Origin of the sequence: Acinetobacter sp. YH12126 (assembly GCF_013418745.1) — a bacterium.
GTDB lineage: Bacteria > Pseudomonadota > Gammaproteobacteria > Pseudomonadales > Moraxellaceae > Acinetobacter > Acinetobacter amyesii.
Genome location: NZ_VPBM01000010.1, coordinates 35,065 through 55,315, shown reverse-complemented (window position 1 = coordinate 55,315; position 20,251 = coordinate 35,065). Strand labels below are relative to the sequence as shown.

21 protein-coding genes are annotated in these 20,251 nt (G+C 39.4%); 11 read left to right on the top strand and 10 right to left on the bottom strand.

Annotation, left to right across the window (positions count from 1 at the left end; genetic code table 11):
• The first annotated feature begins 20 nt into the window (after nucleotides 1-20).
• The 4 genes from gltS to FTU62_RS09125 all read left to right on the top strand — a co-directional run bounded on the left by gltS (nucleotide 21) and on the right by FTU62_RS09125 (nucleotide 2,819).
• Nucleotides 21-1,244, top strand: coding sequence for a sodium/glutamate symporter (gene gltS / locus FTU62_RS09140; protein ID WP_180102486.1), 1,224 nt, complete (start codon nucleotides 21-23; stop codon nucleotides 1,242-1,244).
• 93 nt (nucleotides 1,245-1,337) lie between these two features.
• Nucleotides 1,338-2,195, top strand: a complete 858-nt coding sequence (locus FTU62_RS09135) for a tetratricopeptide repeat protein (RefSeq protein ID WP_078193932.1) — start codon at nucleotides 1,338-1,340, stop codon at nucleotides 2,193-2,195.
• A 202-nt stretch (nucleotides 2,196-2,397) separates the two neighbouring features.
• Nucleotides 2,398-2,610, top strand: a complete 213-nt coding sequence (locus FTU62_RS09130; protein ID WP_078193931.1) for a DUF4177 domain-containing protein — start codon at nucleotides 2,398-2,400, stop codon at nucleotides 2,608-2,610.
• A complete protein-coding gene (locus FTU62_RS09125) occupies nucleotides 2,607-2,819 on the top strand; it encodes a hypothetical protein (protein WP_180004964.1) in 213 nt (70 codons plus the stop codon). Before FTU62_RS09130 ends, FTU62_RS09125 begins: the two co-directional genes overlap by 4 nt.
• Nucleotides 2,820-2,904: 85 nt before the next feature.
• Here FTU62_RS09125 and FTU62_RS09120 read toward each other — a convergent pair whose 3' ends face one another.
• Together FTU62_RS09120 and FTU62_RS09115 are read right to left on the bottom strand one after the other, a co-directional pair.
• Nucleotides 2,905-3,390, bottom strand: coding sequence for an Lrp/AsnC family transcriptional regulator (locus FTU62_RS09120; protein ID WP_078188537.1), 486 nt, complete (start codon nucleotides 3,388-3,390; stop codon nucleotides 2,905-2,907).
• A 215-nt stretch (nucleotides 3,391-3,605) separates the two neighbouring features.
• Entirely contained in the window at nucleotides 3,606-4,466 is an 861-nt protein-coding gene (locus FTU62_RS09115) for an alpha/beta fold hydrolase (RefSeq protein ID WP_180102485.1), read from the bottom strand.
• Nucleotides 4,467-4,640: 174 nt separating this feature from the next.
• Here FTU62_RS09115 and FTU62_RS09110 point away from each other — a divergent pair, with 174 nt between their 5' ends.
• Complete coding sequence (locus FTU62_RS09110; RefSeq protein ID WP_180102484.1) at nucleotides 4,641-5,102, top strand: hypothetical protein; 462 nt, start codon at nucleotides 4,641-4,643, stop codon at nucleotides 5,100-5,102.
• 292 nt (nucleotides 5,103-5,394) lie between these two features.
• Here FTU62_RS09110 and FTU62_RS09105 read toward each other — a convergent pair whose 3' ends face one another.
• Entirely contained in the window at nucleotides 5,395-5,631 is a 237-nt protein-coding gene (locus FTU62_RS09105) for a hypothetical protein (RefSeq protein ID WP_078188534.1), read from the bottom strand.
• Between the two features lie 558 nt (nucleotides 5,632-6,189).
• A complete protein-coding gene (gene brnQ, locus FTU62_RS09100; RefSeq protein WP_180102483.1) occupies nucleotides 6,190-7,482 on the bottom strand; it encodes a branched-chain amino acid transport system II carrier protein in 1,293 nt (430 codons plus the stop codon).
• Between the two features lie 349 nt (nucleotides 7,483-7,831).
• On the opposite strand from brnQ, the gene map reads away from it, so the two are divergent.
• Nucleotides 7,832-8,626: a type I methionyl aminopeptidase gene (gene map, locus FTU62_RS09095; RefSeq protein WP_078193926.1), complete on the top strand. Its 795-nt coding sequence runs from the start codon at nucleotides 7,832-7,834 to the stop codon at nucleotides 8,624-8,626.
• A 320-nt stretch (nucleotides 8,627-8,946) separates the two neighbouring features.
• On the opposite strand, the gene FTU62_RS09090 is transcribed toward map, so the two are convergent.
• Nucleotides 8,947-9,861: a LysR substrate-binding domain-containing protein gene (locus FTU62_RS09090; protein ID WP_078188531.1), complete on the bottom strand. Its 915-nt coding sequence runs from the start codon at nucleotides 9,859-9,861 to the stop codon at nucleotides 8,947-8,949.
• 279 nt (nucleotides 9,862-10,140) lie between these two features.
• Between FTU62_RS09090 and FTU62_RS09085 the strand changes: the two genes are divergently transcribed.
• Nucleotides 10,141-11,052, top strand: a complete 912-nt coding sequence (locus FTU62_RS09085) for a LysR family transcriptional regulator (protein ID WP_078188530.1) — start codon at nucleotides 10,141-10,143, stop codon at nucleotides 11,050-11,052.
• A 127-nt stretch (nucleotides 11,053-11,179) separates the two neighbouring features.
• Here FTU62_RS09085 and FTU62_RS09080 read toward each other — a convergent pair whose 3' ends face one another.
• Both FTU62_RS09080 and FTU62_RS09075 read right to left on the bottom strand, forming a co-directional pair.
• Nucleotides 11,180-12,091: an alpha/beta fold hydrolase gene (locus FTU62_RS09080; RefSeq protein WP_180102482.1), complete on the bottom strand. Its 912-nt coding sequence runs from the start codon at nucleotides 12,089-12,091 to the stop codon at nucleotides 11,180-11,182.
• 25 nt (nucleotides 12,092-12,116) lie between these two features.
• Nucleotides 12,117-12,656: a PadR family transcriptional regulator gene (locus FTU62_RS09075; RefSeq protein WP_180102481.1), complete on the bottom strand. Its 540-nt coding sequence runs from the start codon at nucleotides 12,654-12,656 to the stop codon at nucleotides 12,117-12,119.
• A 181-nt stretch (nucleotides 12,657-12,837) separates the two neighbouring features.
• Between FTU62_RS09075 and FTU62_RS09070 the strand changes: the two genes are divergently transcribed.
• From FTU62_RS09070 to FTU62_RS09060, 3 genes are all read left to right on the top strand, one after another.
• Complete coding sequence (locus FTU62_RS09070; RefSeq protein WP_180022123.1) at nucleotides 12,838-14,862, top strand: NADPH-dependent 2,4-dienoyl-CoA reductase; 2,025 nt, start codon at nucleotides 12,838-12,840, stop codon at nucleotides 14,860-14,862.
• A 122-nt stretch (nucleotides 14,863-14,984) separates the two neighbouring features.
• Nucleotides 14,985-15,389 (top strand): nuclear transport factor 2 family protein, encoded by a 405-nt coding sequence (locus FTU62_RS09065; RefSeq protein ID WP_180102480.1) that lies wholly within the window; start codon nucleotides 14,985-14,987, stop codon nucleotides 15,387-15,389.
• A gap of 202 nt (nucleotides 15,390-15,591) precedes the next feature.
• Nucleotides 15,592-16,683, top strand: coding sequence for a YheT family hydrolase (locus FTU62_RS09060; RefSeq protein ID WP_180102479.1), 1,092 nt, complete (start codon nucleotides 15,592-15,594; stop codon nucleotides 16,681-16,683).
• 39 nt (nucleotides 16,684-16,722) lie between these two features.
• On the opposite strand, the gene FTU62_RS09055 is transcribed toward FTU62_RS09060, so the two are convergent.
• Both FTU62_RS09055 and dkgB read right to left on the bottom strand, forming a co-directional pair.
• Complete coding sequence (locus tag FTU62_RS09055; protein ID WP_180102478.1) at nucleotides 16,723-17,898, bottom strand: MFS transporter; 1,176 nt, start codon at nucleotides 17,896-17,898, stop codon at nucleotides 16,723-16,725.
• Nucleotide 17,899: 1 nt separating this feature from the next.
• Complete coding sequence (gene dkgB, locus FTU62_RS09050; RefSeq protein WP_180102477.1) at nucleotides 17,900-18,706, bottom strand: 2,5-didehydrogluconate reductase DkgB; 807 nt, start codon at nucleotides 18,704-18,706, stop codon at nucleotides 17,900-17,902.
• Nucleotides 18,707-18,814: 108 nt separating this feature from the next.
• Between dkgB and FTU62_RS09045 the strand changes: the two genes are divergently transcribed.
• Nucleotides 18,815-19,699 (top strand): LysR family transcriptional regulator, encoded by an 885-nt coding sequence (locus tag FTU62_RS09045; protein WP_180007873.1) that lies wholly within the window; start codon nucleotides 18,815-18,817, stop codon nucleotides 19,697-19,699.
• A gap of 110 nt (nucleotides 19,700-19,809) precedes the next feature.
• Here FTU62_RS09045 and FTU62_RS09040 read toward each other — a convergent pair whose 3' ends face one another.
• Entirely contained in the window at nucleotides 19,810-20,223 is a 414-nt protein-coding gene (locus tag FTU62_RS09040; RefSeq protein ID WP_111884959.1) for an internalin, read from the bottom strand.
• Between the last annotated feature and the right edge of the window lie 28 nt (nucleotides 20,224-20,251).

Below are 20,251 nucleotides of genomic sequence, written 5' to 3'. Positions count from 1 at the left end.
TGAGCACTTAAGATTAAATTATGAATTATGAGCTAGATGCTTATTTGACAATTGTCGTGGCGGTTTTGGTTTTATTTATCGGGTATTTCTTTGTACATAAAATTTCTATCCTGAAAAAATACAACATTCCTGAACCAGTGGCAGGTGGTCTAGTTGCAGCGGTAATTACTTTTATATTATTTAAAAACTTTAATATCACCGTAAATTTTGATGCCAAAATTCAGCAAATATTCATGCTGATGTTCTTTACCTCTGTTGGCTTGAGTGCAAGTCTTGGAAAACTCAAAGAGGGTGGCAAGGCGTTAGTGCTGTTTTTAGGCTGTGTCATTATATTTGTCATGCTGCAAAACATCGTTGGTATCAGTTTAGCCAAAATTTTAGGATTAGATCCGCTCATCGGCTTAATTACAGGCTCAGTCACATTAACTGGCGGTCACGGTACAGCAGGCGCATGGGGTACAGTCTTTGAACAAGATCATGGTATACAAGGTGCAGTCGTACTCGGTATGGCAAGTGCAACCTTCGGCTTGGTCATTGGCGGCATGATGGGCGGGCCAGTGGCGAAATTCCTCATCCGCCGTTTTCAGTTGGCAGAAGAACTTGTACCCACATCAGGACGTAATGAAGCACCGCCTGCATCTGAAACGGCGCCTTTCGAATATCCTGAAAAAACTCGTTTAATTACCGCAGATGATGCCGTCAAAACGATGGGGATGTTTGCCATCTGTATCAGCTTTGCTTATTTCATGACAGAGTTTGCTCGTGGACAGTGGTTTGAATTACCTACCTTCGTTTGGGCTTTAGCGTGTGGTGTATTTTTAAGAAACACCCTTGAACTTGGCTTTAAAATTGAAATGTTTGATCGCTGTATCGATGTATTTGGTAACGCATCCTTGGCATTATTTTTATCCATGGCGCTGATGTCATTGCAGCTCTGGTTATTGGCAGATCTTGCAGGCCCGCTGGTGATTATTTTACTGGTACAAACCCTCGTTTTAGCACTGTATCTGTACTTTGTAACTTTTAGGATCATGGGAAAAAGCTATGACGCAGCAGTACTTTGTGCAGGGCAATGTGGTGTAAATTTGGGTGCAACACCGACAGCGATTGCTAATATTCAAGCAGTAACCAATACTTATGGGCCATCACATAAAGCCTTTTTAATCATACCTTTGACTGGGGCATTCTTTGTAGATATTGTCAATGCTGTGGTCATTCAGGCAACGATAGGCTTCTTTGGTTAATACTATATATAGCTTTAAAAAATGCTAAAGCATCTAGATAGAGTGTTTTAGCATTTCATTTTTCACCATCTTATTGATCAAGAATAATAAACAATGAAAGTTTTAAAATATCATTTGCCTTACATCAAATTGTTCATGCTATTTGTATTAACAGCACTTCCATTTTCTATAACCTATTCAGCTGAAATTGATGTCCAAAAGACCATAGTTCAAGCGCAAAATAACGAAAAGCAGGCGCTGTATGATTTGGCTGTACTGAAACATATGGGGCTAGAAGGTGTGGAGATTAATCTGCCCGAAGCCATAGCGTTGTATAAACGTGCTTCTGCCTTAGGGCACCGCTCTGCAAATCAAAATTTGGGATTGATATATTACAAAGGTGTCGGTGTAAAAGTAGATTATGTGGAAGCTGCAAAATGGTTTGAGATTGGTGCTGAAAGAAATTTAGAAGATTCAAAGCGTATGCTTTTGATCATGAATAAATATGAACTCATTCCAAGGAATGAGAAAAAATTGGAAAGTCTTTTAATTGAATTTGCAAATAAAGGCAAGCAAGAAGATATCGAACAATTGGCCGACTATTATTACTATACGAAGCAAAATATGCAGCTTGCTGAAAAGCCAACGATGTTGTTGGCTGAACAAGGCTTGGCTCAATATCAGTCCCGTTTGGGTATGATTTATTATCAAGGTATTGATGCAAAGCCTGATTATAAAAAGGCTTATCCGTGGTTTTTAAAGGCTGCGGAAGCAAATGATTTGAACGGAAAAATTAGCGTTGCAAGTTTTTATTTAGGTGGGCTAGGCGTACAGCGAGATTTTGAAAAAGCTGCTGCATGGTTTAATTCGGCTTATGAGCAAGACCCTGTGAAAACATGTGAAATTCACAGTCTTGTTTTGTCAAAATTGAACAATGAAATACAACAATGTGAGCTAAGTACAAAACAATAAAAAGCCCCATGGTTGGGGCTAGTCGTATCACTCGCGTGATACTCATATAAGGCTCATCTCATACTGTGTATATTAAAGCATAAAATTGAAAAAAATGCTGAGTAAATTGACAGTTAAAACTTTGTTGTTTTAGGAAAAAGCGATCGCTATACTTTGCCATGAACATTTGTTCACTTCACTATAACCATAAAGAACTATATTGATGAAAGAATATAAAGTTGTTATCTATCAAGAAGGTATGCTGGGATCTTTGCTGCTTGGCTCTTCAAAAGTTGATCCTGTTAAATTCACCAATTTTTTAAATCAAAATGCACAGCAAGGTTGGGCGGTGATTACGATGGAAAAGGATATCCGTCGTATGCTGCTTTTTTGGAAGCGCGAAGCTTATGTAGTTGTTTTGGAGAGAGAAAAATGAAATACGGTGTCTTTAGTGCACTTATTATTTCAGTTTTATGGGGTTTATTAGCCATCGCTCAATTATGGTTTGAGTTGCTCAGTGTCGAAGTATTTACCAAACTAACCGTCACAGTAGCGATCTTAGAAGCCATCATTATTATTGCAACATTGGTCATACGTGAGTATTTGACAGATAAAAAATTGAAAAAAGATGGCTATATAGATTAGAACACATAAATAGGGCAATTGAGTGCTGAACTCAATTGCCCTTAAATTTTAAAGTCATCTTATAGATTAGATCTATATTGGCTCATTACTCAATCATCATGAGGTCAGCACTGCTGGCAGATTTTAATTGTCGTAGCGCAAAAATAGAGCGGGTATGGCGTATACCTTTCATAGAATATAAATTTTTACGTAAAAAACGCTCATAGTGTTCAGCATTTTTAACTGCAACTTTCACCAAATAATCATAATCGCCAGTGACTAAATGTGCTTCTACTACTTCTGGCATATTGGCTAAAGTTTCACTAAATTGATCTAAAATTTCATCGTCGTGACGTTCTAATGTGATTTCAATAAAGAATAATTCATTGATCCCAATCGATTTTGGGTTGATGTTGGCTGTATAGCCGTCGATAATTTTTAAATTTTCTAGACGCTTTAAGCGTGTCCAACACGGCGAAGAGGAGAGACCAACACGTTCAGAAAGCTGGGCTATGGTGAGTCGTCCATCTTCTCTTAATGCGGATAATATTAAACGATCAATTCTGTCGAGGTTGTGTCGTGCTTCACTCATGCCAAAATAGAATATAATTGAGAAAAAATAGTTATATCATTTTTTGCAATAGTCGGCTGATGAAAATAAGTACACTTGGACGTTCAGTGCAGATTTTAAAGATAGAAAATAGAATATGTAAGCTGTCAGGCAGTTTGAATGAATCTAAAAGTAGAAATTATTGTGCAGTCCATAAAAAGACCACTCAGCCGGATTACTGACTGAGTGGCAAAAACTTAAGCGTGTAACTGTTGTTCAATGATCGGCCATAGGTTTTGATGTGATGATTTAAACATCAACATATGTCCGATGGCTTTATGACCTGTTTCTTTCGGTTTTAACTCAATCATTTGAGTCAAAGCATTCGGGTATAAACGTAGCAAGTCTTTGACATTGGCTTCCGTGGCGATTTCGTCATCAGAGCTCCATACGGCAGTGATCGGGCAGCTCACTTTTTGATGAAAATCATGCTGAACAGTTTTGCCTAAGGCATTGATGACATAACCAGGTTTGCTACAAAATTCAGCCCATTCACGAGCTACATCTTTTGGCAAATTTTCACCCATGCCAATTGCATTGGTCGGCCCATAGCCAATGGTATAGCGTGCAATCGGGAAGATCACATTAAACATCACCGGAGCTAAAAGCTTGGTGCGACCTTTAAGTTCTTTAACATGTCCTGTAGAGCCAGAAACAGCAACCACTTTGGCAACTTTGTCATAATTTGGAACGATACCTAATAATTGCCCGCCTGCACTATGACCGAGTAATATGACTTTAGGCGCTTGCGTTTTACTGATCAAGGCGTCGATTGCCGCAGGGATATCGAGCTGCCCCCATTGCACAATACTTGCTGTCGATTGTTTTAAAGGGCTATGTAGCGACTCACCAATACCACGAAAATCGAAAACTAAAACGTCATAGCCTTGTTGGCTCAACCATGTTGCATAGCTATTATAAAATTGCTTGGTAATGCCTGTGGCTGGACAAATCAACACAGGTAAAACCTGTTTGAGCTCTGTCTGGTGCGGATAAAAGCGCGCACTCAGCGAATAGCCGTCTTGGCAATGAATCGTGAGTTTTTCAGATGATGACATGATTCAAACTTCATGGGTGTGTTCCGATGACTCTAATTTACACAAGTTCCAAAAAGAAACCTGAAAAGAGTATGACTCTAAAGTCATGTCATAACAGGTTTGAAGCAAGTACTATTGCAGTAGAAATACAGATAAAAATAATGCGTGTAATTGAACAATGGATGTAAATTAAAAATGGACATGCTTCAACTTTCGAGTGCAGTACAAATTGCGATAGTCTTTAGTGGGATTTATTTATGGGTAGGTATGCTCACGGGTGTGTGGAAATATACACAAATAAGGCAGTCTGAACTGGCACGTGCGCATTATTATGTCGATATTGCACATCGGAGCAGTTTGTTATACGCCCCAGCGACGCTTATTTTAGCGGTATTGGCCTATTTTTCAGCACTTCCACATACACTCAATTTACTGTTTGTAATCATCAATCTGTTCTTTTTTAGCTTTTCGATTTTAAGCTATATACTGCATGGCTTTTTAGCTGATACCACCAATCAATTTAAAGTCCCTCACGTCTTGGGTAAATGGCATTTACCTAAATGGATGATGAGTATGGCAATGCTTGGATTGGTGATTGGTGAGTTAATTGCAACACTCGGATTGCTCTTTGGAGTCATCATTAAATTTTGGTTTTAAGCAAAGTAGTATCAATCATAAATAGTACCAATTAGAAATAGTACCAATTAAATTGGAGGCTAATCAGGAGATAAAAGCTTTTAAAGTGCAGACGATTGTTCGGTAGAAGAATTTATATAAACAAAATTTTAAGTTCTGCAGAATTGAAAATTTATGAGAAAAGGCTGATGATTTTCTGGTTATTTTAAGGATTATTTTTATTGTTATTTAAAAAGGATTGAATGAACGAGAAGGTGGGGGATTGGCATCTTTTCTTTTTTCAAGATGGATGATGCCTCATCCATCTTCTAACTTAAAATTCTGTTGATTTTTGCTTTCGATATTTGTGGTCAATGACTGCCCATAAATAAAAGGCTACAGAGACAATAAGCGCATAAGCAAAGTATTCAGGTCTTAAATTTCCTTGTATTAAGCCTTGAATAAGTAGTGTCAGCATGAGAGCAATAGTGGTGCTTGTATAGGTCACCATGTTCTTATTTGCCTTCAGAGCGTTAATGAAGAATTGCTTTTTGAAATGTACTGATAACATCTCCACCCCTCCGTGTTGTTGTTTAGCCAAAACCCATGATTTTGGTCAGGTTTGAACTACTGTTGTACTTCGAAACTAGAAGTATTTCAATAGTAAATGTCATTATTTTGTCATAAAACTATGTTAGATCATCATATAAGAATAATCATTTTATTCATATACTAAATATTATGAATCTAAAGGTGTTGACTGGTGAGTAAAATGGTCGATGCATAATATCTATGTATGAATAAGCAATATATATACCAACACGGGTATATCGGCTTTATGACAAGAAACCGCCTAGCTTACAGTCTGAATCGGGCTTAATCATGGAGTTTGTGTACGGTGTATTTTGCAGAAAGTATTTGTATTTTAACTATTATTATATTTTGTAGCCAAAGGGCTGGCTTTTTTTCTCATCATGAAAATAAAACTTTATTTAAAAGTTCAATGACTTAGGGTTATTGCGCTGTAGTAGGACAAATAAATGTCAGTTTGGGTAAAACTCGACAATTATTGGTCACAGGTAAAATCGTCATTCGGGTAAAACTCCGATTTTAGACAGGTCAAAAAAGGTTATTTTTTAACTTTGTCAATTACAGCAGCAATAATCAGCACAATCGCAGAAGGGATCAGCCATGCTAAATTTTGTTGAGCAAGCGGTAGATTGGCAATAAAGCTTGGAAGTGCATCTTCGAAACCAGCCACTTTTAAACCGTCAAAAATACCGAAAATAAACGCACATGCGGTAACAGGCGCAATAACTCTTGATGGTGAAATAAACCATTTAGAGCAGAAGCTCAGTAGGATAACGGCAATCGCAGGTGGATAAATCGCACTTAAAACAGGCACTGAAACTGCAATGAGTTTGGTTAAACCTAAGTTTGAAATCAGTAGTGAGAAACCAACTAAAATGAACACAAAAACTTTGTATGGAATTTTAGTCAATTCTGAGAAATATTCAGCACATGCGCAGGTTAAGCCTATCGCAGTCACCATACATGCAACAAAGATCATTGCAGATAGGAAATAAGCGCCCATATCACCAAAAGCATGTTGTACATATGCATGCAGGATCACTGCACCATTTGTTGCATTTGGAGCAATATCATGGCTGCCCATACCGAGTTTGAATAAGCTGATATAAACCAGGGTAAGACCAATACCAGAAATAATACTGGCAATGACAGCATATTTGGTGACGAGCTTACTATCCGTTACGCCGCGTGAAGTAATGGCTTTGACGATCACAATACCAAAAACTAAAGCGCCTAATGTATCCATGGTTAAATAACCATTTACCACACCTTCTGAAACTGGTGCAGCCACGTAGTTATCAATTGCAGGTGAAATCACACCGGCTGGGATAAAGAACGCAGAGATACCCAGTATAACGAGGCCTAAAATCTTGAGTGGTGAAAGGAAATAACCCACAGTATCCAAAATTTTGTTTGGATAAAGTGAAACAATGGTCACTAATGCAAAATAAATCACGCTATAAATCAGCAGACTGTTTGCGCCGTTACCAAAATAAGAAGAGAAACCAATTTCATATGAAACGGTAGCTGTACGAGGTGTTGCAAATAAAGGTCCAACAGCTAAGTAACACGCGACAGTAAGGATAATGCTGGCTACTTTACCCAAAGGCGAACTTAAAACTTGAATAGAACCTTCAACACGCGACAAAGCAATAATCGTGATGACAGGTAGACCAACTGCGGTGATTAAGAAACCAAATGCAGCTAACCAAACATGTTCACCCGCTTGCTGTGCGACAATTGGTGGGAAAATAATGTTACCTGCACCAATAAACAGTGCGAAGGTCATAAAACCTAAGGCAACAATATCCCGTGTACGAAGACTTGTCATAAAGGGGAGATGAACTGTGAAAAAAGGCAATTTTAGTGCAATTAAGCTCGTTTTTGGAGCAAAATTTATAAATCGTATAGATAGTTTTTATAATACGAATTATGAATATATTGACAGATAAAATAATGTTTTATTTATGTTTATGATAAATAAAAGAAATTTATTGTATATAAATTTTTTATAGGAATATGTTTAGCTATTAAGATTTATCAGATATAAATCAATTGTTCTAATTTTCAGCACTAAATAGGATGCTATAAGCCGAATAAATGCAGAAATATTGGCTGAATAAAACAAAAAAAATCTAAAAGGTCTATAATTCGGTGTATTCAAATTTGAGGATATTCAGATGAAAGCTTCCAAAATCACGATTAAAACCGAGCAAGATATTGAAAAATTACGCATTTCAGGTCGTTTAGCTGCTCAGGTTTTAGAGATGATCGGGGAGTATGTCAAGCCGGGCGTGACCACTGAATATCTGGACGATATTTGTAATGATTTTATCGTCAACACACTTAAAGTGATTCCTGCCAACGTTGGCTACTATGGCTATACCAAAACCACCTGCATTTCACCGAATGAAGTGGTTTGTCATGGTATTCCTTCGAAAGAAACCGTATTGAAAGATGGTGACATTATCAATATTGATGTTGCCATCATTAAAGATGGTTATTTTGGTGATACCAGTCGTATGTACTATGTGGGTGAGGTTTCGCCTGCGGCTAAAAAGTTAGTCGAAACTACCTACGAAGCGATGGTTGCAGGGATTCATGCTGTTAAACCGGGAGCAACATTGGGTGATGTAGGCTATGCCATTCAACAAGTTGCTCATCGTGAAGGCTACAGCATTGTACGTGAATACTGTGGTCACGGGATTGGTAAAGTTTATCATGAGCAACCAAGCGTTTTACACTATGGTCAACCGGGTCAAGGTGTCATTCTGAAAAAAGGCATGGTCTTTACCATTGAACCGATGATCAACAGCGGTAAAGCGCGTACTAAAGAGTTAAAAGACGGTTGGACAGTAATTACCGCAGACCGTTCTTTATCGGCACAGTGGGAACATATGGTTGTTGTAACCGATACTGGTTTTGAGTTGTTATCTCCATGGCCAGAGGGTACAGGCGAATATCCCGCGATCTAAGCTCTGTAGTGTTGTTAATGCCATATCTGCTGTGTCCAAATGATTGAAGTTAAATAAAGTTATACAGTTGTATATTTTTTGACTTTAGTCTAGGTGTTCGTGGTGATTATGGGTATTATCGTTTTTAAGACTAACTACATTTCTCTAAGTCTTAATTTGTAAGGCTTTGTCTATAGCTCAAAAAATCAATTAGAGCTATTAACGATTTAATAAAGATGTATTTTATTTATACAATAGCCCTACAGATTCTGCTGTAGTTTCTGATTTTACTTAGTTTTTAAGTTTTCGCTTACCCATCACATGGGTAAGCTTTTTTTTGCTTAAAATTTAGCGTGTTCATGTTGGCTGAGTTTTTCAACTAAGTAATCAATGAATACACGCACAGCAGGTAGTAAGCCACGACGAGATGGATAAACTGCATGGAAAATACCATGTGCAGCTTTCCATTCAGGTAGTACACGAACCAAAGCACCTGATTTCACGTGATCGGACACAATACTGTCGGGTAATAACACCACGCCACAATCTTGGCAGGCCAGTGCAGCTAACATAGACAGGTCAGAGCCCATCACGGTTGGGTTAACTTTGATTTTTTTCTGATGATGCTGTGCATCGGTCACAATAATATGTTGATCGAGATGCTCATCCGCCATACTTAATATTTGATGCTGAGATAAATCTTCAGGTTGTTTGAGTTCACCAAATTTATTCAGATACGCCTGACTGGCAAATAAGTGCTGCTCAATCGTTTCAAATTTACGAATGACTAAATTGGGGTCGTCGTCTAGATTTGAACGTACACGTAGCGCAAGATCGAAGCCTTCATTAATGATATCTACGCGGCGATTGGTCACCATCATTTGCACTTTAATTTCTGGATATTGCTTTAAAAATTCAGGCAAAATTTTGGTCATTTCATTTTGCGCGATGGAAACAGGTAAGCTGACTTTAATTAAGCCGCGCGGCTGTGTGCTGAGATGATCAACCAAATCGTGTGCGGCTTGAGCGGCATTCATCATGACTTGTGCATGGCGATAGATATTCATACCAATATCTGTAACAGCAAAATGTCGTGAGCTACGTTGAATCAGGCGGACACCTAAACGTTCTTCTAAGTTATAGACCCGACGACTCAGTTTTGATTTTGGAATATCTGTTGCACGTTCGGCTGCACTAAAACCACCATGTTCGACCACTTGGGCAAAACAATAAAAATCATCTAGATCACTCAGCACTGTTCTTATTCCATATTTGCAACGATTTAGCTAATTAACTTGAATTGTTTCATGAAGTCAATCACGTTTTGTAGTTTTTCATGTGAGAAGGTTGAGCAAAATTGCCAAGACTAAAGTCGGGTTAACCTTATAATCGTTTCACATTAGCATGACCAAACAATAAATGTGGTGTATACATCTTTTAAATAACCGAATTTGAAGGATGTGATTTGAGTGTCGTCCTGATATATTCAAATAAAAGACCATTATGAAAGAAATTCGACATTATAGGACAATGTCATGGAATTAAGACATTTACGTTACTTTGTCGCCGTTGTAGAAGAACAGAGTTTTACGAAGGCTGCTGAAAAGCTATTTATTGCTCAACCTCCTTTAAGTCGTCAAATTCAAAATTTAGAAGAAGAGTTGGGTGCGCAGCTTTTTGAGCGTGGCAGCCGTCCTTTGAGAACCACCACCATTGGCCGTTTCTTTTATCAGCAAGCCGTGAAATTACTTTCCAATGCAGAAGAAATTAAGCTCATTACGCAGCGGGCCAGTGCTACTGAACGTACTATTAATATTGGGTATGGCGGTTCGCTACTCTGTGGTTTATTACCTCGAATTGTTTATTTGTTCCGTCAGCAATATCCACACTTAAATGTAAATTTAATTGAACTGAGTGCAGTCGATCAGATTCAGGCATTAAAAGAAGGTCGGGTTGATGCATGCTTTAGCCGAGTTCGGGTGTCGGATCAGGCGGTTAAACGTGTGCTATTGCGTGAAGAGCCACTAATTGTTGCGGTGCATTCGAGTCATCCTTTATCTTCACAGCAGCAGATTGCATTAAATAATCTCAAAGATGAGCAGATTTTTATCTATCCAGCAACGGATGGTCAAAGTTATGCAACGCTAATCAAGTCGTTGTTTTTAGAATATGGTATGGAGCCGAAACGCTTTAACACTCAAGCTGATTTGCAGCAATCGCTAGGCATGGTTGCCGCAGGCGAAGGCATTTGTATTGTTCCTGAATCTGTACAAATTATGCAGTTTAGGCATGTGAATTATGTGAAATTATCGGATAGTGCTGCCATTAGCCAAATTTATTTGATTGTGCGGAATGATGATGAAGGGGAATTGGCGCGTCCTTTATTTGACTGTGTTTACCAAGTGTATGACTTGGAAGCAATTGAATACGATCGTCGGGTTTTCTAGGGTCTATTTTAAAAGTAATTATGAAGTTAATTTTGAAATTCAATTTTGAAGCAAACAGTTAAGTAACGTTTACCTTCATACAAATATAGGCTCAATCTTGAAAGTTTTGAGCCTATTTTTTTCAGTCTTATAGGGTTACTTGTTTTAAGAACTTGGTGATTTCACGGCTAAATTTGACCGGTTCACTGATTAATGGAGTGTGTCCCGATTTTTTAAAAATAATCTGCTCAGCATTGACTAGGCTGTCAGCAATAATTTTTTGACCTTGAGCAGGATAGAGGATCGATTTTGCCCCTGTGAAAAAAGTCGTCGGAGCGGTGAGTGCTGCAATGGCTTCACGATAATCTTCAGTATGGTTCAAATAATTTTGAATATACCAATATAAATAGGCCACACTTTGTGAGGGTAACATCAGCTTCTGTAATGTTGGTTTTTGGTATGCGAAACGGAAAGCGGATAATGCATAAGGATTGCTATTTTGTAAGTCTATGAACCTTAACCAAGCATCGACCAGACTTTGACGATCATGTTTATTCATCTGCTGTGCAAATGGCACGGAGAGGTTAGTTGCAAGTACCTTCGAGAGGTCTTCTAAAATACTCAAAAACTCAGTGTGGCGTTTGCCATATAAACCATATTGCCAATCTTCATCTACTCTAATTTTAGGCGTTTGATCGATGTGCAAATAACGTTTAATTTTTTCGGCAAACTGACCGTATTTCAAACCGTGCATGGTGGTCGTTGCCCCCATGGAGTAGGCAATGACCGTGATTTTATCGTAAACAAGTTGGGAAACTAAGCTATCAATATCTCGCCAATGGCTTGAAATGGTATCCATATTGGGAATTTGACAAAGTTTAGAGCCGCCAAATCCACGCCAGTCTGGAATGATAAATTTAAAGTGTTTTCGGTGTTGATATAGAAAAGGGTGCCATTGCCAACTTTGCATGCCGAGTCCAGATAAAACCAGGATGGGTTCTCCTTGACCATATTCACGAACATACAGTTGTTGTTGATCTGGCATTGTGTAGTGCGGCATGCGGCTTCCTATTTATTTTTTTGTTTTAGCGATTAAATTTATGCAACTGTGGAATGATGGTTTCGAGCCATTTGATCCAACCGATTTCCAAATCTATCCCAAGCTGTAAAATCATTTTATGAATGTACAAAGTACGGTCTTCATCATGCGCATGTGCAAAGTCTTTTGCAAAAATAGACTGGTACACTTTTAGTTTTTCTTTGTGAATTTCTAGGTGACGTTCTAATTCGGGTAATACGCCATTTGTACCCAGCTGAGCTTCTGCACGTAAACGAACCATCAACTCTTCACGTAATTGAGCCGGAGGGCTTTGCTCAACCATCCAATTGGCTAATTCAGCACGTCCAAGCTGTTCAACTTGGTAGGTTTTTTTACGGGTTGTACTGTGCTCATCTTCAATGGTGCTGATCCAGCCTTTTTGCAGCATGCCATTGAGTTCACGGTAGATTTGCTGATGTGTTGCATTCCAAAAAAAGCCCATAGAGCGGTCAAAACGGCGTGCAAGGTCGATTCCTGTACTCGGTTTTTCAAGTAAGCTCGTCAGTAAAACATGGGCTAAAGACATATATGGCTCAGTCAAAATAGTTTTGTACTTTTTATTATGCAACATGTTGCATAAAAATCAAATCTCGCATATAAATTAGTGCAACAAGTTGCAAAAATATTGTATACGTAGATGGAAAGAGAAAGCTCGTATACAAGTGAAGATAAAAATAGCCAGCTTTTCAGCACGCTAAGGAGAAAAAATGTCAAATTATCCAAATTTATTGGCACCACTAGATTTAGGTTTTACAACGCTAAAGAACCGTGTATTGATGGGTTCTATGCATATCGGCCTTGAAGAAGCACCGGGTGGCTATGAACGCATGGCTGCTTTTTATGCAGAACGTGCGAAAGGTGGTGTAGGTCTGATTGTAACCGGTGGTATTTCTCCCAATGATGATGGAGTGACATTTGCTGGTGGTTCAAAATTAGACTCTTTAGAAGAAGCAGAAAAACATAAAGTGATTACGCAGGCGGTACATGATGCTGGCGGTAAAATTGCGATGCAGATTTTGCATACAGGCCGTTACTCGTATCAGGCCAATAATGTTGCACCTTCATCTATTCAAGCACCAATTAACCCAGTAAAACCGCAAGCTTTAAGCACAGCAGACGTCGAACGCACGATCAATGATTTTGCTCGATGTGCTCAGTTAGCACAGACAGCGGGTTATGACGGTGTAGAAGTCATGGGGTCAGAAGGTTATTTAATTAATGAGTTTATTGCTGCACGTACCAACCACCGTGATGATGAATGGGGCGGCAGTTATGAAAACCGTATTCGTTTTCCAATTGAGATCGTGCGTCGTACGCGTGAATTAGTCGGTGAAAATTTTATTATTATTTACCGTCTTTCTATGCTGGATCTGGTTGAAGGTGGTTCGACTTTCGAAGAAGTTGTGCAACTTGCAAAAGCCATTGAAAAAGCCGGTGCAACTATTATCAATACCGGTATTGGCTGGCACGAAGCACGTATTCCGACCATTGCAACCAAAGTGCCACGTGCTGCATTTACATGGGTGACCAAGAAATTAAAAGGCATAGTGAATGTTCCTTTAATCACCTCAAACCGTATTAACACTCCTGAAATGGCTGAGCATGTACTTGCTTCGGGTGATGCAGATATGGTGTCTATGGCACGTCCAATGCTGGCTGACCCACGTTTTGTAGAAAAAGCAGAACAAGGGCGTAGTGATGAAATTAATACCTGTATTGGTTGTAACCAAGCCTGTCTAGATCATATTTTCTCGATGAAAATTGCAACATGTTTGGTTAACCCTCAAGCTTGCTATGAAACTGAACTGATTTTTAAAGAATCTGCACAGGTGAAAAATATTGCTGTGATTGGTGCGGGACCTGCAGGTTTAAGCTTTGCAACTTATGCTGCAGAGCGTGGTCATAACATAACTATTTTTGAAGCATCGAGCCAAATTGGTGGGCAGTTTAATATTGCGAAAACGATTCCTGGTAAAGAAGAGTTTTATGAAACGCTGCGTTATTTCAAACGTAAAATAGAACTATTGCCTCAGATTAAATTGGTATTGAACCATACGGCAACGTATGAAGAATTAGCTCAGTCTGATTTTGATGACATCGTGGTGGCGACGGGTGTAACACCGCGTCAGTTAGATATAGATGGCATTGATCATCCAAAAGTATTGAGCTATTTACAGGTATTACGTGAACGTCAACCTGTTGGCAAACGTGTAGCAATCATTGGTGCAGGCGGTATTGGTTTCGATACGGCTGAATATTTAACGCATGAAGGTGAAAGCGGTAGCCTCAATCCTGAGAAATTTTATGATGAATGGGGTATTGATACCACTTATGCGCAAGTCGGTGGCTTGAAACATCCAGACGTCGAAGAATCGCCGCGTGAAGTGTATTTATTGCAACGTAAGGCTAAATCGGTTGGTGCTGGCTTAGGTAAAACCACGGGTTGGATTCACCGTACAGGTTTGAAACACCGCGATGTGAAAATGATTGCGGGTGCAAGCTACGACAAAATTGATGATCAAGGTTTGCATATTACCGTTGATGGTCAATCACGTATTTTAGATGTTGATCATGTGGTTATTTGTGCAGGTCAGGAATCCTATACCGCGATGTATGAACAGCTACAAGCAGATGGGAAAAATGTGCATTTGATTGGTGGTGCGAAAGAAGCAGGTGAGTTAGATGCTAAACGTGCCATTCGTCAAGGTGCAGATTTGGCTGCGGTGATTTAATCAGCCTCATACTAAACCACGACAACTTCATTCAATTTAATATGCAGTTGTCGTGCTTCCTCTCCATTTGGGAGAGGAGTTTGAGGAAAGGGAAATGATTCATCAAAAAAAAGGACATAAACATGACTATTGAAACAACAAAAAAATCTGTTGCACGTTGGCACGAAATGCTTAACACACGGGATATGAATATTTTAAATGAACTCTTGGCAGAGGATGTGGTGTTTCGTTCACCTGTCGCGTTTAACCCATATCCAGGTAAGCCTGTAGTAACTTTTATTTTGACCAATGTGATTCAAATTTTTGAAAATTTTACTTACCACCGTGAGTTTTATAGTGAGGATGGCCTCAATATTGTACTTGAGTTTTCTGCCAATGTTGGCGAGAAAAAGTTAAAAGGGATCGACATGATTCAGTTTAATGAACAAGGTCAGATGATTGATTTTGAAGTCATGCTTCGTCCAAAAAGTGGCTTGGAAGCATTGGCGGCGAAAATGGGTGAGCGCATTATGCAATATCAGCCTTAAATCTGCTGATTTTAAATGCTCATCACAGAATGATAAAAAGCATGATGGATATTGTCATGCTTTTTGCTTTTGAGGCTTAAGCAAACAAATATTGCTAGCGAGATATGGTTTTGTAGATACATTTTTTTACTGGGCATTGTTAGTCAAAGTGAAAAGATTGAAATGATTTGCTGTGGTGCGAAGCGAGGTGAATGTAAGGTCAATGAATAATGTGATTCATAAAGGGCGTCAGGCGTTCTTAAATTTTGTAGATCATGCAATTGGTGCGGAATTACCACAGCTTTATTATCATCCTGAAGGGCAAATGCAACATGTGCTGCCGAAGTTAAAGCAACTACATGAAAAATATCGTCCTACGCCTTGGCTGTCGAATACACATGCACATTTACTGTATTTTGATGTCATTAAAAAGCGCCAAGTGAAGCTCAAATACGATGCCATAGAGCAGTTGACCATGGCTGATGGAGGGATCACAGCCATTGCATGGGTGGGTTTAGATTTACCTGTGGATGTACCAACGGTGGTGCTCATGCATACGATTACGGGAACGCCTGAAAGTATGCGAGAAGTGGTTCGGGATCTTCATCTATATACAGGTTGGCGCATTGCACTGTGTTTAAGACGTGGTCATGCCAATTTACCTATGCCTGTTGCCAAAATAAACTTATTTGGTTCAACCGATGACCTGCGTGAACAGATTGCCTTTATTCAGCAGAAATTTCCCGAATCGAATTTATTTGGCGTCGGTTCATCTGCAGGAACGGGGTTATTGGTCCGCTATTTAGGCGAACAAGGTGAGGAAACACCACTTAAAGCGGCTTTTGCTTTATGTCCGGGCTATGACACTGAGCTTGGCTTTAAAAATGTACATCCTTTTTACAGTAAAATGATGACGAAAAAGCTCTTTCAGAAATTTGTAGAACCCTATTCTGCAATATGGTCAACGACTCCATCTATAATTGAAGTCCTAAAAAGTAAAGATCTGGCGCAGTTTGAACGTACATATTTTCAAATGGCGGGTTTTACTGATTATGAAAGTTATGCCAAATCCACCAACCCAATTTATGTATTTGAAAATCTTAAAATTCCATTGATGATTTTAAATGCGGAAGATGATCCAGTTTGCCACATTCAAAACTTTGAACCCTATAAAAAATTAATCCGTTCTTTGCCGAATGTTGTGGTGGTGATCACCAAAAAAGGCAGTCACTGTGGTTATTATGAGGGTTTAGTCGACACCCATTCATGGGCAACCAAATTGATGGCAGATTTTTTAAAGTTATATGCGAACTAGAAACAAAATAGCCTATTGTTGATAGGCTATTTTTGTATGTTACTCAGCTTGTGCGCAACATGCAGATGTTTGAGGTTTAAGCTTCATTTGAATCAATACTAAAATTAACGCTACAGCACTCAGTGTCGCGCCTGCATAAGATACTGCAGCATAGCTTAAGTTTAGATTTAGCACTGCGGCACCTGCGACTGCATCCAATGCATTTCCAAGATTAAATGCACCAATATTCACTGAAGAAGCAAGGCCAGGGGCATCGTGAGCGACTGTCATAACACGCATTTGTAAAGGTGGCACGACTGCAAAGGCGGCTGCTCCCCAGATGATTAATGCAATCGCCGCGCCAATGGTGGTGGTTGCTAAAATTGGAAATAACAGCATCATCAGCATGAGTAAGACTAAAAAGCCAATCAAGGTTTTATCTAAGGATTGATCTGCAAACTTACCACCGAAATGGTTGCCGATTGAAAATCCGATCCCGATTAAGACCAACATGAAAGTGATAAGCTCAGGGCTTGCATGGGTAAAGACTTTTAAGCTCGGTGCGATATAGGTATAGAGCGCGAACATAGCTCCAGCACTCATGACCGTGGTCAGCAGTGCTAAAACAACAGGAATGCGTGTTAATACTTTTAACTCTGCTCGTACATCAGGTTTTTCGGTCTGTTGCTGATGGGGTAGTGCTTTCCATAATGCCAACATGGTGATGATGCCCAGTAAGGTAATGGCCGCAAAAGACATACGCCAACCTATATTTTGCCCTACCCACGTTGCGAGCGGAACACCGCCAATATTCGCAATGGTTAACCCCATAAACATCATGGCTACAGCACTGGCTTGTTTATCTTTTGGAACAACACTTGCTGCGACGACAGAGCCTAAGCCAAAAAAGGCGCCGTGGTTCAAACTCGTCACTAAACGCGCAGCCATTAAACCTAAATAATCTGGCGCAACTGTGGCAAGCAGATTGCCAAGGGTGAAAATTGTCATTAATAACATGAGTGATGTACGTTTTGAAAAACGTGCAAGCCATAAAGTCATAACGGGTGCACCAATCATGACGCCAACGGCATAGGCACTAATCAGTAAGCCCGCTTGAGGAATGGAAACCGATAAATCTGCTGCGATTTCAGGCAAAAAACCCATCGGTGAAAATTCTGTTGTGCCAATTGCAAAAGCACCTACGGCTAATGCAATTAATGGAAAATTGAATTTCATATTAAATATCCCACACTGGAGCAAGTTCAGGTGGGTTCACTTCACGCGCATTTCTATCGAGTATGGCAATGGCCTGCATCTGTTCAGGTGTTAAATGAATCTCTTGAGCTTTTAAATTACTGATTAAATGTTCAGGTTTGGTTGACGATGGAATTATGGCATAACCTTTTTGCAGTGCCCATGCGAGTGCAATTTGAGCTGAAGTAGCTTGGTGTTCGGTCGCGATGTTTAACAGCGTTGGGTCTTGCAAAACTTTGCCATAGGCCAAAGTCATATAGGATGTGACATCTATATTGTTCGCTTGCAGATAATTGGCCAAGTTTTGATTTTGCAAATATGGACTGAGTTCAATTTGATTGGTTGCAATATTTTCCAGCCCGATGTGATCAATGGCTTGTTGAGTGAGCTCAATATTAAAATTAGATACACCAATATGTTCAGTCAAACCTTGTTTTTTTGCCTCAAGTAAATGTCCCATTAATTCTGGAATATTGACTCCAAGTGCAGGTGCTGGCCAATGAATAAGTGTGAGGTTAACTGCATCCGTCCTTAATTTAATTAAGCTGTCCTTTAGGCTGGGTATCAGTTTGTCGGCAGCATAATTTTCAGTCCAAATTTTCGTAGTTAAGAAAATATCAGCTCGATTGACCTGACTTTCGTGGATTGCTTGGCCTACTTCTGCTTCATTAGCGTAAATTTGTGCGGTGTCTACAGCACGATATCCAACTTCTAAGGCAGTTTTAACAGAATGAATGACAGTGTCACCTGTCAAACGGAAGGTACCGACACCAAATTGGGGAACAATCATCAGGAATTCTCTTTTTTGAATTGATGCTATTGTGCTGCTAATTTTAATGAAGAAAAATGCATGAGTTTGGAATATATTATTGATTAAAAATCACGAATCGAATAAGCAATGAAATCGACCATTGAGGAGCTGCAGGCTTTTACTGTTATTGTAGATAGCGGCTCTATTATCAAAGCAGCAGAAAGGCTGGATCAAACAGCATCTGGTGTCAGCCGCGCATTACAGCGTCTGGAATCTAAATTAAATGTAACCCTGTTAGAACGAACAACCCGCAAAATTAAGCTGACGCAAGAGGGGCAATTGTTTTTAGCAAAAACACGGCGGATATTGAATGATTTGAGCGAAGCGGAAGATTCTCTGCTGAAATTAGATGCAGATACTTCGGGGTTAGTGCGAGTCGATTCAGCAATTTCTTTTATTCTGCATATGATCGTTCCCTTGATTCCAGAATTTAATGCACGTTATCCGCATATACAGATTGAATTAGTAAATCATGATCAAGTGATTGACTTATTAGAGCATAAAGCGGATGTTGCAATTCGCTTTGGAAAATTAAACGACTCCAGTTTGCACGCAAAACTTATCTACAAGAGTCGACTGTGTTTGGTGGCGAGTCCTGAATATCTTCAGCAGCATGGATGTCCGCAAAATGCTGATGAGCTAACCGCACATGCTTTACTTGGATTTAGTCAAATTACCCATATGAATACTTGGCCGATCCAAGTCGCAGGGAAACCTTTGACGATCCGACCAAATATTAAGGCATCAAATGGTGAAACCATTCGTGAGCTTGCGATTCATGGGATGGGCATCGCTTGTCTATCGATTTTTATGTTAGAAAAAGATATTGCAGAAGGACGATTGGTACAACTTTTAGACGATCAAATTGAGCCACATGAACAGCTTATTCATGCTGTCTATTATCAACAAGAGCATTTACCGAAACGTGTTCGTTTATTTATTGAATATTTAGCTGAAAAATTACAAGAATAGTTGTGAGAAAAACAGTGCATTGTTGGGTACATATTTTTATTTACATAGAAACAATAAAAAACCCGACAATTGCCGGGTTTTTTGATCATTTGTTTGATAAAACTTCGATCTTAGTTCTCTAAAGCTGGTGTTGCAGCAGCAATGGCAGCGGCAACGGCGTCATCTTCAGACTGTGCAGAACCAGAGTTTTGTTTAGGTTGAGTAGCTTGCGCAGGTTTTTCTGCTGCTTTAGGTGCTTCTGCTTTTGGAGCAGGAGCTTCTGCAGGAGGAGTAGGTTCACGACGAATTTCAGTTGTTGTATTCGGTGTTTCTTCACGAATCACTTCAACTTGCTGCTGAGTCGTTTCTTCAACAACTGGTTGTTCTTCAACTGGTTCTAATTGTGTAGGTACAGATGCTGTTGGTTCAGATGCTGCAACTTCAACCTGTTCCTGTTCTTCTTCTTTTGGTGCTTCTTTTTTTACACATGCTGTAAGAAGTAGACCTGTTGCGATTGCACCGCAGATTAAAAGTTTCTTATTCATAATTACACAAAACAAAAAAGTGTGGATT

Excerpts from the sequence above, each read along its gene's own strand:
- FTU62_RS09110 (WP_180102484.1), top strand. The coding sequence starts at position 4,641 with ATGGACATGCTTCAACTTTCGAGTGCAGTACAAATTGCGATAGTCTTT.
- FTU62_RS09075 (WP_180102481.1), bottom strand. The coding sequence starts at position 12,656 with ATGTCTTTAGCCCATGTTTTACTGACGAGCTTACTTGAAAAACCGAGT.
- FTU62_RS09055 (WP_180102478.1), bottom strand. The coding sequence starts at position 17,898 with ATGAAATTCAATTTTCCATTAATTGCATTAGCCGTAGGTGCTTTTGCA.
- FTU62_RS09135 (WP_078193932.1), top strand. The coding sequence starts at position 1,338 with ATGAAAGTTTTAAAATATCATTTGCCTTACATCAAATTGTTCATGCTA.
- FTU62_RS09045 (WP_180007873.1), top strand. The coding sequence starts at position 18,815 with ATGAAATCGACCATTGAGGAGCTGCAGGCTTTTACTGTTATTGTAGAT.
- dkgB (WP_180102477.1), bottom strand. The coding sequence starts at position 18,706 with ATGATTGTTCCCCAATTTGGTGTCGGTACCTTCCGTTTGACAGGTGAC.
- FTU62_RS09130 (WP_078193931.1), top strand. The coding sequence starts at position 2,398 with ATGAAAGAATATAAAGTTGTTATCTATCAAGAAGGTATGCTGGGATCT.
- FTU62_RS09060 (WP_180102479.1), top strand. The coding sequence starts at position 15,592 with ATGAATAATGTGATTCATAAAGGGCGTCAGGCGTTCTTAAATTTTGTA.
- gltS (WP_180102486.1), top strand. The coding sequence starts at position 21 with ATGAATTATGAGCTAGATGCTTATTTGACAATTGTCGTGGCGGTTTTG.
- FTU62_RS09085 (WP_078188530.1), top strand. The coding sequence starts at position 10,141 with ATGGAATTAAGACATTTACGTTACTTTGTCGCCGTTGTAGAAGAACAG.
- FTU62_RS09105 (WP_078188534.1), bottom strand. The coding sequence starts at position 5,631 with ATGTTATCAGTACATTTCAAAAAGCAATTCTTCATTAACGCTCTGAAG.
- FTU62_RS09120 (WP_078188537.1), bottom strand. The coding sequence starts at position 3,390 with ATGAGTGAAGCACGACACAACCTCGACAGAATTGATCGTTTAATATTA.
- FTU62_RS09065 (WP_180102480.1), top strand. The coding sequence starts at position 14,985 with ATGACTATTGAAACAACAAAAAAATCTGTTGCACGTTGGCACGAAATG.
- FTU62_RS09115 (WP_180102485.1), bottom strand. The coding sequence starts at position 4,466 with ATGTCATCATCTGAAAAACTCACGATTCATTGCCAAGACGGCTATTCG.
- map (WP_078193926.1), top strand. The coding sequence starts at position 7,832 with ATGAAAGCTTCCAAAATCACGATTAAAACCGAGCAAGATATTGAAAAA.
- FTU62_RS09125 (WP_180004964.1), top strand. The coding sequence starts at position 2,607 with ATGAAATACGGTGTCTTTAGTGCACTTATTATTTCAGTTTTATGGGGT.
- FTU62_RS09070 (WP_180022123.1), top strand. The coding sequence starts at position 12,838 with ATGTCAAATTATCCAAATTTATTGGCACCACTAGATTTAGGTTTTACA.
- FTU62_RS09080 (WP_180102482.1), bottom strand. The coding sequence starts at position 12,091 with ATGCCGCACTACACAATGCCAGATCAACAACAACTGTATGTTCGTGAA.
- FTU62_RS09040 (WP_111884959.1), bottom strand. The coding sequence starts at position 20,223 with ATGAATAAGAAACTTTTAATCTGCGGTGCAATCGCAACAGGTCTACTT.
- brnQ (WP_180102483.1), bottom strand. The coding sequence starts at position 7,482 with ATGACAAGTCTTCGTACACGGGATATTGTTGCCTTAGGTTTTATGACC.